8 protein-coding genes are annotated in these 14,153 nt (G+C 56.2%); 4 read left to right on the top strand and 4 right to left on the bottom strand.

Annotated elements, in window-relative coordinates:
• Positions 1-70: 70 nt before the first annotated feature.
• Positions 71-1,498, bottom strand: coding sequence for an MFS transporter (locus BGLCM_RS02485; protein ID WP_006295425.1), 1,428 nt, complete (start codon positions 1,496-1,498; stop codon positions 71-73).
• A gap of 185 nt (positions 1,499-1,683) precedes the next feature.
• Positions 1,684-4,203: an InlB B-repeat-containing protein gene (locus BGLCM_RS07950; protein ID WP_162176550.1), complete on the bottom strand. Its 2,520-nt coding sequence runs from the start codon at positions 4,201-4,203 to the stop codon at positions 1,684-1,686.
• Between the two features lie 91 nt (positions 4,204-4,294).
• On the opposite strand from BGLCM_RS07950, the gene BGLCM_RS08495 reads away from it, so the two are divergent.
• The 4 genes from BGLCM_RS08495 (at position 4,295) to BGLCM_RS02460 (ending at position 9,974) form a co-directional block, all read left to right on the top strand.
• A complete protein-coding gene (locus tag BGLCM_RS08495; RefSeq protein WP_160268333.1) occupies positions 4,295-4,675 on the top strand; it encodes a hypothetical protein in 381 nt (126 codons plus the stop codon).
• A gap of 247 nt (positions 4,676-4,922) precedes the next feature.
• The gene (locus tag BGLCM_RS02470) at positions 4,923-6,254 is read left to right on the top strand and encodes a polysaccharide pyruvyl transferase family protein (protein WP_160268334.1); all 1,332 of its coding nucleotides are present in this window, start codon (positions 4,923-4,925) and stop codon (positions 6,252-6,254) included.
• A 327-nt stretch (positions 6,255-6,581) separates the two neighbouring features.
• Entirely contained in the window at positions 6,582-8,069 is a 1,488-nt protein-coding gene (locus BGLCM_RS02465) for a GH25 family lysozyme (protein WP_052295124.1), read from the top strand.
• An 84-nt stretch (positions 8,070-8,153) separates the two neighbouring features.
• Positions 8,154-9,974, top strand: coding sequence for a glycosyltransferase family protein (locus BGLCM_RS02460; protein WP_052295125.1), 1,821 nt, complete (start codon positions 8,154-8,156; stop codon positions 9,972-9,974).
• Positions 9,975-10,067: 93 nt separating this feature from the next.
• Here the strand turns inward: BGLCM_RS02460 and BGLCM_RS02455 are convergent, their stop codons facing one another.
• On the bottom strand, positions 10,068-12,203 hold the full coding sequence (locus tag BGLCM_RS02455; RefSeq protein WP_081927603.1) for a glycosyltransferase: 2,136 nt from the start codon (positions 12,201-12,203) through the stop codon (positions 10,068-10,070).
• 122 nt (positions 12,204-12,325) lie between these two features.
• Positions 12,326-14,131 carry a DUF4012 domain-containing protein gene (locus BGLCM_RS02450; protein WP_006295433.1) on the bottom strand — a complete coding sequence of 602 codons (1,806 nt, stop codon included), beginning with the start codon at positions 14,129-14,131 and terminating at the stop codon, positions 12,326-12,328.
• Positions 14,132-14,153: the final 22 nt, after the last annotated feature.

Here is a 14,153-nt window from a genome sequence, read left to right as displayed (position 1 = left end):
AATATCGCAGCAATTGCAGTAGATAGGGGAGAAGCGTTTCATCGCACTGGAGTTTTGATGAGACGTGCGGCTATTGTGCCCGCAGTTCATGGCGGTGGCGCATGAGATGCACCAATCCGAGTGAGAGCAGCAACGAGACTATGGCAATGCCAAGATCGATCAGCAACGTGTGCACGAAGCCATGCGCATACGCATCGGCTTTGGATGCGCCTTGGCTCATCAAATGTGCGGAATCGGACGACATGAGACCGACGAACAATGCCGAAGCGATCGACGTGACGACTTGGGCCAACGTGGAATGGATTGAGGAAGCACTCGAGCTCATCGTTTCGGGTACGAGCTCCAAATCGCGTGATTTCATGGGCGCATAGACGAATCCCACACCGAAATAGGTCACGGCACAGCAGACAATAAACACGATGACGCTACGAGTTGAGGCCGCGAACGCCATGCCTGTCAAACCGATGACGACGCAGCCCACGCCACAAGGCACCAAGGGCCAGATGCCGCGTTTGTCTTCAATGCGACCGCCAATATACGTGGAGAGCGCATAGAGCAAAATCGGTGTGACGAGCCAGCATCCGGCAATAAACGGTGTAAACCCTGCCGTACCTTCCAAATACAGTGGCGCCAGCAGGCTCATGTAGAGCGAGCTCATGAAGCACAGCATGGCCACGGCCTCGCCCCAATCGAATTCCAGATACTTGAATGGCTTCAAGTCAAGCAGCGGATGGGCGATACGTCCTTGCCGATAAATGAAATAGGCTAGGACGGCGGTACCTATAATCATGCCAATCAGGCCGTGCATCAGGTTTTTGGTCACATCGTTGAGGCCATACATGAAGGCGAAGAAGCCGATGAAGCTGACAATGACGCTGATCGCATCCACAGGCCGGTTCGCACGGGGTTCAACATCAAACAATGTGAATGGCCCAGCAATAATCAGGGAAATAGATAAAATCAACGGCACAATGAACATCCAACGCAAGCCGAGATAGGTCAACAGCACGCCGGAAATCACGGGAGAAAACGCGAGGCCGACGCCAATGACGGCACTGTTGAGCGAAATCAGCGTGGCTTTTTTGCCGGAAGGCGCCACAATCAATAACGCTGCGGAAATGACGGGGAAGAACAGGCCCGATGTGACGGCTTGCAGGAAGCGTGCGGCGAGCAATGACCAGAAATCCCAAGACACCAGGCCTAGCAATGAGCCGGCGGCTGAGAAGATGAGTCCGGCCATGATGATGCGGTGCAGACCGAAGTGGGCCAGCAGCGCGGCGGCGGCCATGATGACGGTGCCGGCGATGATTGAGAACCCGAGGACGGTCCAGTTGGCCATTGCAAGTTCCACGTGAAACTTTGTGGCCGTGGCATCAAGCGCGACGTTCATCATTGATTGGTCGATTGAAGCCAGCACATTGCTGGCCAGCAGCACAATAATCAGAGCCGTCGTGGAACGATGCGACTGCTGGAGCGGTGAACGTTGCGTGGTGGCCATGAATATAAGAACCTCCTACCATGCCGGATATATGGCTCAACGATGAGGCATGAAAGTGCATATGTGCTGGCTTCATCGTATCGCCAGTGCGGCGCGGCAGGAGGATGATAACGCGGTGGGCTGTATGGGGTGGCCCACCGCGGAGTGGATGGTATTCGAGCTCTTATCAAGCTCTTATTGGGCTCTCACTGCGTGAGGCGGGTGTCGAGGTGGTGCATGAACGCGGCCATGTCCTGTCGGTAGACGGGTGTCATGCCCCCGAAACGGCGTGTGCCGTCAGCGTTCGCATAGCCTATGGAAATGCCCGCGCCGCCAAGCCAGCCGATTTCCGCGGCGTGGGGCGTCTCGTCGGTCACGTCCGAGAACGACTTGGGGGCCACTCCGGAAGACTTACCGGCCTTGTCAGCCATGCGTTTGAGGAACGCGGCCATGTCTTGGCGTTTGACCGTGTCCATCGGACGGAACGTGGCCGAACCGTCCGACGCTTTCCATCCTTCGGAAATGCCGGCGTGGGCCAGCCACAGGATGTCCTCGGCGTGGGGCGTGTTGCGTGTCACATCCTTGAACCGGTTCCAGTCGGTCGCGGACGGCGTCCAAGTGGCGGCGTCGCCGATCTTGTCCTTAACGGCCAGACGGCGTAGGAACGCGGCCATGTCCTGGCGGTAGACGCGGGTCAAGCCTTCATAGCGATAGGTGCCGTCGCCGTTGTCGTAACCGTCGGCCAGATACGAGGCGGCCATCCATTGCACATGCTCGGCATGCGAGGTGCCGCCCTTGCCGTCGGCTCCCGGCAGGCGCACGTCGGAGAACATGATCGTGTCCCAATGCGCATACAACGTCATGTTGCCCGTGACACCCTTGCTCAGTTCGGCCTTCGAACCGCCTGTCTTGGCCGTGTACCAGCCCGAGAACTGGTGACCTATTGGACGGCTCATCGTATTGGCCGCCGGAGCCGTCACGCTCTTGCCGTAATCCACGCTCTTGGATATGGTATCGGCCTTGTTCGGCAGGAACTTGCCGCCATTTGCGTTGAACGTGACGGTATACGTGTTGATCTTCCACTGGGCATAGAGCGTGCGGTTGGCGGTGATGGCGGTGTTGAAGTCGAACTTGGTGCCGCCGCTGGCCGCGGTGTACCAGCCTTGGAATGTGTAGCCGGTGCGTGTGGGGTTGGCGGGCGCGCTGGCTTTGTTGCCGTGGGTGACGGTTTGTGAGGCCACTGCGCTGCCGCCATTTGCGTTGAACGTGACGGTATACGTGTTGATCTTCCACTGGGCATACAGCGTCACATTCTGTGCAGGCAGTGTGTATCTGGCTCCTGCCTGATATGTGGTTCCGGTGCCATCAGCCTTGGTGTTCCAACTGGTGAACGTGTAGCCGGTGCGTGCGAAACCGCTTGTGGGCAGCGTCACCACATCGTCTTGTGCTCCAGTGATGGCATTGGTGGCGCCGCTAGTGGAGCCATTGCCGGCGAACGACACAGTAGTGGTAGCCACGGTAAGCTGCTTCGAATACGTGCGATTATGCTGCGTCACGCTAATCGTTGTGGTTCCGGCCGAACGGGCTGCCACGTTGCCATTGGCGTCAACTGTGGCCACAGCGGTATTGGATGACTTCCAATCACCACGCAATTCATAGCGGCCGTTCATATATGCCAATTTGGCTTTGGCCTGTGCGGTCCGGTTCGGTGCCATGCGGTCAGGCAGCACAAGGTTCACGCCTTGATCGAGCCTGGCCTCGCTGACGCGGATAGAAAATTCATAAGTCCCTTTGAGATTCAGCGGCGTGGTCGTGCCGGACAGCGACTGCGAGCTTTCACCAGCCCAAGATGTGCCGTAGGCATTCTCGCTAGCGCCAGCGAAACCATAATATTGGTTTTCCGGCGTGATCAGATTGACATAATGACCGGTTTGGCCATGGGGTTGCCCGTTGATTTCCTTGATATAGTCGGCTTTCTCGCCGCCAGCCCAGCCTCGGTCAATAGTGTCGGCGATGTCGCTGAATCCTGCGGCAATGATTTCTCCGTTGGCGTGGGCACCGTTGTAGGTGGCCGTGAAACAGCTATCATCGTTGGGGCGTGTATGCACAAGCCCGGCATAATCGTAGATTTCAATGGCGCGTTGCAATGCGATGCGTTCCAAAGTCTGTGACCATTGCGGGTTCAGATAGGTCGCTTCGCTGATGCCCGCGGCCTTGAGATATTCGCGCACTGTTTTGTAGCTGCCGTTGTATGGCAGTTTGATCGCCGTGTCGTTCAATGCGTCCTGGCGCCATTTCTTCACAGTGTTCAATGCGCTGGCATACACGGCTTGCTGGTCCACTGTTTCGGTCGTGAAGACGGTAACGCCGGAGATGCCAAGCGAAACGTCAGTGGTCAGGCCTTTGCTGTTGGGTTCCTCCAAGCCGAAATTCCGCGCCATGCCATCGCGTAGTGATGTGGAACCGTTGGTGTAGTCCACAATGGTGCCGTTGCCGTCGATATAGAACACGGCGGGCAGGTTGATGGAAGTAGTTGTTGGGGCAACACCATCGATGAGCTTCCATAGTGTCCAATTGGATTCACCGGCTTCCACATGCACGCGGGCCGAAGCGCTCGGCGCATACTGCGAGACAAACTCTGCAACACTGGCAGCTTGAAAATTCATAACAAAGAACTGCGCATGCTCAAACCCGGCCACATTGGTCAGCGCTGCTGCTTCAGCCACGGCGCTTTGCGTATGAGGACATGAATATGAACCCCCAATAATCACGCGCGGCGAGCCCGCGTAATCATTGAGTCTGACGACATTACCCGTAGTGTCGGTGAAACTGATGTTTTGTGATTGGATTGAAGCGCGTGCGGCAAGCATGCGGCGGTTCGACCGCCGCGATTGCGTATCGCCGCTGACTTCTCGCTGTATGGTCTCGCCCGTGTCCGTAATGGATGAGGACGGTAGGCCTTGGGTCAATTCCGCGGCAACGTTTGGTTCTATCAACTCAGTAGCTTGGGCAACTGGTATTCCTATGCACAATAATGCAATCGATATCAGCGCGGCAATCATGGAATTCAATCGTTTCATGGATTACTCACCTTCTCTCGTAATCTCTGTTTTTCGTAAGCGTCGCCGTTCGTGCAGCCCTGCACCATCTGCAATCATCGAGAGCGACAATAAAGTTTGCTTACAGCAAAAATTATAGAGGTTCAGTCCCGTGCGCAACACCCGTTGGGTGCAGTTTCTTGATTGGCCCGTTTCGCTCTGGCACAATCAAGATTCTGCTGGGTTGGAAGATTATTATTTCTGCCAACGAGAAAAGCCCGTTGCAACCCCGGTGTCGTACTCTAGAAGCAATCAGGAAGAACGTTTGGGCAGAATGCTCAAGATTTACGAATTTTACCCAGTACAATGTGAGCAGATAGCGGATGCGATGGAAGGAACAAGCCGAGATGGATATACGTACTGACCTGGGCAACCACATGCCTGCAACGAGGCGGGCATTGTACGGTCAGACGGCTGATCTGCGCAACCGGTTGCAACAACTTGGCGACCACGACAATCAGATGCTCGATGAATTGCATAAGCTGAGGCGCATGGTCGAAAACCTTGAGCGTTCGCAACGTGAACGCAAAGCCTACTACTTGATTGCTGAGGCCGGTTTCCCAAACTATGGTGACGAGCTGATCGCCCGTGAATGGTTGCGCTATCTAGCGTGGCTGCATCCGGAAACGCCAGTCATCATGGACTGCATGCATGCCGGTTCAGCGGCCGCATTGCTCTATGGTCAGCATCCGCAATTGACGGTTGTGGATACCGTGGCGCGATTAAGTGTTGAGAATGTGCATGTAGACAAATCCGACAACTTGTCTGCCGAACCCGTGCAACCCATAGCAGATCATATTCTTAGGGCATTGGATGATGACGGGATGGCCGCACAAGTGGCCGCTGGTATTCGGCTGATACAACGCAGCATGCGTGGCATGCATGTGTTGGGCGGCGGATACCTCAATAGCATGTGGCCCGCGAATTTGGCGAGGCTCGCAGCGCCCTTATGGGCGGCGAGCCATGGGCTGCCGGCCATGGTGACAGGCACAGGCATTTTGCCATTGGAAGACAAAGACCTCGATTTCGTGCGACAGGTGGTTGATGCGGTACAGCTGTTCAGCTGCCGTGACGCGCTGAGTGCGCAAGCGTTGGGCACAGACGCGGACAACGTGCGCGTTGCTCCCGATGACTGTTTCGTCAACGGTTTGGAAGGTGTCTACCATCGTGACCCCGCGAGTCTGCCGGACGTGATGGTGTGCGTACAAAACGATTTGGTCGACGGCAAGCAGTCCGTTGTTGACACGATGGTGCGCACGCTGCAGGCATGGGGTGTGGAACCTGGCGCTCGCGTCGGCGTAGTCGAATGCATTCCTTATGAGGTGGGTGACGTGCTGGCCGCTGTTGCGCAGGCCGGCTGGACGCCGGTGCTGTTCCCGATGCAACTGCTGCTTGAAGACGGATTCCCTGCCCGTGAAGGCCAGCGCTGGCTTTCCACGCGCTACCATCCGCATCTGTTGGCTGCTGCCGTAGGGGCCAGTGGCTCCTACATGGTCGTCAAACCCGGATATTACGACGTCAAGCATGATGCTGTGCTGCGTATGGGGTCGCATTGGACGCCAATCGCCATTGGTGCCGACGTGATTCCTGAACCCGGACAAGGCTTTGCGGATGTGTCCAAACGCTTCGTATATCGCGATCAGATCCGTGCTGATGCCGCTGTGTTATACGGTCGTTGATTCGCGGAGAATATCTTTATGCGAGAGGCGCTCCCGACCTCACGCCGAGCCAGGAGCAAATGCGTCGATTCGCGGATGTCAACGAGAATACGCCGCACGCGCGTCGAATCTGGTGGCTGGCCGCTACTGGCATCATCGGCGGTGAAACTGTTCGATGCCGCCGCATTATTGTGCCAGTAGGCGCAGTAATGAGTAAATCCACGCTGCGCAAGATGCTCACGATGTGGATGCTATGCGAGAAGTGTATTACTTTTTCAGGTGAATGCTTGAGAAGATGGCACAATGGGTAGCTTACGGGCTTGGCGGCAAGAGATGGAGTTGAGAAGAATGCGTCATGCACAAGATTCACGCCATTCGCTTAAGTTCAGCACAGTGGTTGGCGCAATAGCGGCGTTGGCGATGACGGCAACGTTTGGAACGCCATTGGCACTGGCTGAGGAATCATCATTATCAAATGAAACCAGCGCGATGGTGACGGCGGATGTACCGCCGAACCCGACGCACATGTGGTCGGGCGCAACCCAAGATGGTGAACCTGCCCCAAGGTTTTACTCGGCGCGAGGATTTACGGACCGGCCCAACTGGGAAGCGGACGCGAACGGCAAACGCGTGGTGCGCCAGGGCAATGGACAGGTGTTCTCGGCGGATGCGATGAAAGTGATTGACGTTTCCGAGCATCAAGAGGCGGTCGACTGGACAAAAGTCGTGCGTTCGGGAGTGGACGGAGCCGTGCTGAGGCTCGGCTACGGCATCGAGAATGATGACGTGAGATTCGCGCAGAATCTGCAGGGCGTGCGCAAAGTGGGGCTGCCGTTCGGCGTGTATTTGTATAGCTACGCGTATGACGCGCAGTTCGCGCGTGAAGAAGCGAACTATGTGGCGGACGTCATGGACCGATACGGCATCCGTGACAACATGCTGCCGATTTTCTACGATCTTGAGGAATGGACGTGGACGGGACACCGGCATCCCACGACCGCGGCACAATACAAGCCGATTGTTGACGCGTTCTTCAACACGCTGGCCAAACGCGGCTACACGCACGTGCAGGTATACAGCTACATGGACTACCTGAACCATGAACTCAACGATCCCAGCATTCGCGCTCGAACGGGATGGGTGGCGCAATACAAGCCGAACTTTGATTATGCGTATCCATCCAGCTATCAGGGCTCGCGCGGCTGGCAGTATACGGACGCAGGTGATGTGTGGGGGATTACCGGAGCGGTGGATGCGAGCGCGTTCGACCGGTACGTGTTCCGCGATGTCAATATGCATAGCACAGCCCACGCCGCCGATATCGATTGGATGCGTGCGAACGGCACGACGACTGGATACGGGGATTTGACATACCGTCCGGCCAGCACGGTGGTGCGCCAGGATATGGCCGCGTTCTTGTACCGTGTGGCCGGGTCGCCGGCGTTCACGCCAACGGCTGCCCAGAAGCAACGATTCAAGGATGTAGGCGCTGGCACGCCGCATGCCAGAGAGATTTGGTGGCTGGCGGCCTCCGGCATTACGACGGGGTTTGATGATGGCAGCTACAGGCCGATGAACCATGTGAACCGTCAGGACATGGCCGCGTTCCTGTATCGCCTAGCTGGTTCGCCTGCGTATACGCCTTCCGCTGCCGAACAAACGCGGTTTGCTGATGTCAACGCCAGCACGCCGCATGCCAAAGAGATTTGGTGGTGTGCGGCCAATGGCATTGCCACTGGTTTTGCTGATGGCACGTATCGGCCAACAAACACGGTGATTCGACAGGATATGGCGGCTTTCCTGCACCGTGCCGCTATATATAATGGGCACGCGTAAATTGTGCGCAACAAGGAACGGAACTCGTTGAACGGAACTTGTTGAGAAGCAGGGAAAAGCCCGGTAGAGCAGAAGGAAGTGTTCATGACAGCGCAATTGCCGCGTCCTCGTCTTGATGATGGCCCACGGTGGTGGAACAATGGCTTGCCGCGATGGTTGATGGTCGCCGCTTTGGCGTTGCAATTCCTGCTCGTCGGTTTTCTGGTGTGGCTGTCTTTTGGCAGCACTGTGGCGTTCAAACGGTTCGATGCCGAACGTTGCCATGGCGCCATGATTTGCCGTGCGGGCTCTGAGGAACGGTTCCACGTGTTCCAAGGAGCTCCATCGTTCACGTTTTATACGATGCTCGTGGTGCTTCTTGGCGTATGCATTGCGGCTGGCACGTTGTTGAAGCGGGTGCCGGGCCGTATTGTTGTGGCGGCATTGCTGGTATACATGACCGTGGCGCAAATCGTGTGGGTCGCTTCATTGAGTTTGTACAACTACGGATACAACGATTCGTTGAGCCTGATGTCGATTGCCAACGGCATCAACGGATTGAACGGCATGCCACTCAACCCTTCGCAAATGGGTTCTTTTGCCGCGGACGCCTGCTCGGGACCGCATCCGATGGACTACTGTGACGTTGGCGTGCCGTCGTCATACCGCTATTTGCATATGTATCCGTTCCAGAGCGGGCCCGCATTATGGTTCGCGTTGGTGTTCCAGATATTTGGCGCCAACAACATTTGGGGTATCCAATTGTGCAACGCGGTGTTTGGCACGCTGATTGCTGGATGCCTGTGGTATTTGGCCAAACGGTTGGGATTAGGCAATTTCGGTACAGCAATCTGCGCGCTGCTGGTTGCGGGATTCCTGCCAATGACGTTCATCAGCGCGTTCGTATACACGAACATGGTCGGTTTCGGATTGGTGCTGGCTGGTATTTGTGTGGTGGTGCGCTCGCTGGACGTTGCACGCGCATGGGTTTCGGCATTGGTGATGTTTGCGGGATTCACGTTGTGCTCACTCGGCATCATGTTCAAATCCACGTATGTGATTGTGGTGTTGGCTGCGATCATTGCCATCGTGTTGGCGGCGCTATGCAACAAACGCTATTGGCAAATCCCATGGGGCGCGGGACTGGGAGCAGTCGGCTACAAGCTGTCTTCATTGCTGCCGTTGGCTTATGTGCAACATGTGAGCGGCCAAACGTATGGCAAAGGCATGCCGATGACGTCCTGGGTGATGCTGGGATTGAGTCAAGACAAGCGGTATCCGGAGCGTGAAGGCTGGTGGACCGGTGCCGCAATCCAAATCTATGACAAAGCGGATGGCGATTACGGGTTGCAGCAACAGCTGATCAAGCAATGGTTGGTGCAGCGCACCCAAGAGCTGCAAGGTAATCCTTCCCAAGCGTGGGATTTCTTCCATACCAAGTTGATCGGGGAATGGTCCGATCCGACATTTGAATCCTTGTATTATTCGGGGCTAGGGGATTCGACTTCACAGTTCACGGGTACGTTGGCCCGATTGGTGGCTATCAGCCCCGACTCGTTGGCATTCCAGTACATGAACGTGTTCCAGAGCATGCTCTATTTGACCGCGTTCATCGGTGTCATCGCAATCATCGTCAAGCTCGTGCGCCAACGGCATGAGGCGTTGGACGCCGCATTCGTGTTTACCGCGACCACATTGAGTGCAGGCTTCATTGGCGGATTCCTGTGCTATCTGCTATGGGAAGCCAAAAGCGTGTATACGCTGCCGTTCTTCTTGCTGTTGATTCCGTTGGCCGCTTATGGCACCGTACAGATTGCGCGAGGATTGGCACTCGCATATCAGACTGTGCGCCAACGGTTTGCCAATGCTAGGACTAGTACTAGCGCCAGTGCCAGCACGGATGCCAGTGCCAGCGCCAACGCGTGATTGGCCGTTATACAGTTAGGCCGGCTGGATTCCTGTTCCAGCCGGCCTAACTGTATTGAGACTGTATTGAGGCTATATTGCGTTGGCGTTGCTTTATTGAGCCGGCTTGGCCGCGCCCGACTCGAAAATGCGCTGCCACACGGCCACACTGGCCATGTCGTAAGCGCGATACTGTTCGGACAGTTGTTCCCAGCGCTTGCGCAATTCATTCGATAGGAACAGTCCGCGCTTGATTTGTTTGCGGTATTCCTTGCTGTCTCGCCGGCACCAGGCGATGCTTGATCCGTCAGGCGAGGTCACCACGGCTGAATTGATGCCGTCGTAGGAGCGCCAGAATGCGTCACGCGCCGGAATCGCGATGTCGGGCTGCGTGTCTACAGTGCCATCGCCGCGTGAAAGCAACGCTTTGGTAATGGCCACGAGACCCGAAATCTTCGTAGCGGAAAAACTTTCAGGTTTGAAATCATCAGAGAATTCGCGACGCGGCTCCGGCAACGCGTCGCGGTCGGTCAGCATGGTCGTGTCGGCAAATCCTTGACGCGCTTCACGCACTTCGGCGAGCTTGCCCGGCATCGAATCGACAATGTATTGCGGGCCACGCATAATGTCACGCAATCCCATATGGCGCAGTTTGAGTGCCGAATAGACGAATTTGAGCCCAACGTTCACATCGCCATAGAACATCTCGTACATGAACCGCAGACTCGGCTTAGGTTCATGCAGCAACGCGCAAATCCAGCGGTTACGTTGGAAGAAATACTCCTCCCACGTACGCGACGGATCTTTGTCATGCCAAGCCTGATGCCATACGGCCACACCAGGCAGGCATACGGTGTGATAGCCGTGTTCAAGAGCGCGCAGGCCGTATTCCGTGTCATCAAACTTGATGAACACAGGCAGGCTCAACCCGATGTCTTTCATGATGGCCGTCGGAATCAGACACATCCACCAACCATTGAAATCCGAATCCACACGACGATGGCGTTCGGGTGAGTCACGCAACGGGAACGCTGCGAAATCATGGTTATACGGCAAACCATCTGAAGGAGCCATCCACACACTGTTACGCGTGAACCGCTCACCTTGCGTGTAGAGCACCGTGCGATTGTCAAGATGCAGCATGCCGCCACCCACAATCGTCGGCTTCTTGCAATAGTCGGCGAATTGCACAGCACGCAAAATCGATTCAGGCTCGCTGATCGCATCATCGTCAAGCAGCAGCGTATACGACGATGTGCCAGCTTTGAGCGTTTCATACATGCCGCGCGAGAAGCCGCCGGACCCACCAAAATTGGCTTGGCGGATATAGGTCAATTGCGGTCCCAGTTCGTCTGCCACCTGGTCGAAGTCGGGTTGGTCTTTGACCAGATCGGTGCCTTGGTCCGTGCAGAAGATTGTGTCGAGACGGGCACGCAATGGTGCTTCAGCGGAAATAGCTTTCAACTGATTCATGCAGTAAGGCGCGCGGTTGAACGTGGTGATCGCGATCGAAAGTGTCGTCGATTCTTGAGCCGTGCGGTCGGCGACGGGCACGCTCCACGCGGCGTCGCTGACGGTCAGGGAGTCGCTCTCGCTGGCCTTGGCGTCGAACCAGAAGTACCCGCCGTCCATGAGACCATGCAAATCAAGGTCGGACGTGACGGTGGTCGGCTCCTCACAGTCCACGGCAATCGTGCCGGCGGGGGAGAACAGGCCGCGCCCTGTGGAGCGGAATAGCGTGATCTGGCCGTGGCCTTGCACGCATGCGACGAAACGGACGGCCGTGATGTTCGTCCAGCGGCGCCAATAACTGGCGGGAAACGCGTTGAAGAACGTGCATAACGAAACATGCTGACCGGGCTGTATGCGCAATCCTGTGCGGCCAAGCGTGCTGAACACGTCATGCTGGGCCGTGTTGGCGTGCGGATTGACGCCCTCACCCACGAGACGCTGGAATGTCGTCTTGTTCATGGCTTTGAAGTTAAGCGCGCGCGTGTCGACGCGAGGGTCGAGCACAGCATCGGTCAGATGCGGGCGAGTCCATTCAATGCAATACAGCGGCATCGTCAAATCCTCGTCGCGCACGGGGTAGACGACGCGGTTGACGACCTGCCAAGTTTCGTCGGGCTTGTTCGATGCCTTGGGTGCCTTGGACGCCTTGGACGCCTTGGCTGCCTTGGCTGCCTTGGAAGCTGCGGATTGGTTGCCGGCAGTAGTGCCGTTCTTCAAAGATTGCTGTGCATGTGGCATGGTTGCAGTATATGCCAAAGCAATCCGATGCTGTTCGCTGGCGCAACTTCCTGACGGTTCCCGGCCTCTTATATCTCCTTACGCCTCCTTACGCCTCCTTACGGTGCGCTGCCCCTTGCAGCTCACTTCTTGCAGCCGAGCACAGCCAACTCGGTGGCATCACCTGGCCAGCCCATTGGCGTCTGATCAATCGTCAGATCCGATGTGGCTTGATCACTGGTAGTCACATCAAAACTGATCGTGGCGGTCTCGCCTGGTTTGATGACCATGGTGGAGCGGTAAATGGGCGAACCATTCATTGTGTCTTGCTTGAACGTGGCTTTTTCAGCCAGTCCAGTAACTGTCAGGTTGCTGATCGAGCCGTCCTTTGGCGCATATAACAGCGTTTTCTCACGGCAATTGCCGCGGTCGTTCGGGTTGACGCCCGTGATGTACCAGGGCAGGTCTTTGGCTTCCTGCGTGGTGATGGTGTTATGCATCGTGTATTGCACATGGTAGGTCTGTGCACCGCTCTTGTTGCAATCCTGTTTGGTGATGGTCGCGTTGCGCTGCAGATACCAGCCCATCTTGGAAGGGTTCTGCTCGGTCAGGTAGATGCCGACTTGCGGTTTGGTGGCATCCTGCGGTGTGGAAGCCGTGAAGCCGGCTTGCGCAATAGTCTGTTCCGTATCCTTGTTGAACGCATACATGGAGAAATGTCGTTGCTGCGCCATGGCGCCCATGATGTCGCCAATCTGCAACAGCTTTTTGACGTTGAGATTATGGAACATGTCGCCAATGGATTGCGTGGCGACCAAACCGAACACGCTATCCATCGCGTCGCCTTCGTTCGGGTAATCCTTGTAAATGGTGTTGAGCAGATATTCCGCTGTATTGTCGCCGTTAAGCACCTGGCCGGTCGGTAACGTGACAGGACCGTTGATGCGCACGAGCTCCTGCACAAACACGGGATCGACAAGAATGACGCCATCCAACGGTTTTTGCATGCCCCAAGCTGTGCGGTCCCATACTTCTTGCATACCTTGCGCCACACGTTCGGTATCGGGGAACACGGCAAGGTCTCGGATGTCAAACGACATGCGCAACGGCCCTTCCTTTTGGAAGATGCGCTGCTCATCCGCCGTGCCCGTGGCCGAACCGCCATTGCCGTTCAGATAATCCGCATTGGAATGGAAATCGCCTATAGCAATATGGCCGTTATCGGTGGTCAGCTCGCCAACGGAACCGATCAGGCCTCCCGAAGAACGCATTTCGGAGGTAGTGGCGGCCATGACGGCATAGGTTTGCGGACCATCGCCATGCCCCAGGAATTCGGGAATCACTTTCACTGTGTTGCTGATCTGGTCCACCTTCGTGGCCATGCCATCCAATTTCTGTTTGCTGTGCTGATAGGCGTCGGACACCATGGAGATGTTGCCCTCAGGCAATGCATCGAATGCTTGGACATGGTGTTGCAAACCAGTGTTCGCAGCGGTCAGCTTGGGCTGCACATCAATGATCGGTTGCAGATTGATCTGGTCGTCACCAGCGCTCAAATCCGATTGCGTCAGCTCATTGAACGCGTCAACGAACTGAGGCAGGTCCTGCTGCATGATGTTGTTGACTTGCACGGCCATGCCGCGCACCGTGGTAATGTCTTGGCCGATCCACGGTAGCGAACTGGCGAACCCCCAATGGCTTTGCTGCACAATGTCGGCAGCGGCTTGGGTTTGCTGCTGGATTTGAGGAATGTTGGCCTGCAAGCTGTCCAAGGCATTGCCATCAGCTATATCGGACAGGTTGCCAATCATTGACATGGCGCGTTCCTCATGCGCCTTGACTTCTTTGGCTTCTGCATAGATTTTGGATGCGAATATGCCGCATACCACGCCGACTGCCACGAGCAGCAGCACAACAATGCCCACAACCCATGGCCAACGGCGCTTCATGACAGTCGGGCTGACATTCCCG

Origin of the sequence: Bifidobacterium gallicum DSM 20093 = LMG 11596 (assembly GCF_000741205.1) — a bacterium.
GTDB lineage: Bacteria > Actinomycetota > Actinomycetes > Actinomycetales > Bifidobacteriaceae > Bifidobacterium > Bifidobacterium gallicum.
The sequence above is the reverse complement of the archived record's forward strand: the minus strand, read 5'-3'. Positions and strand labels throughout refer to the sequence as shown.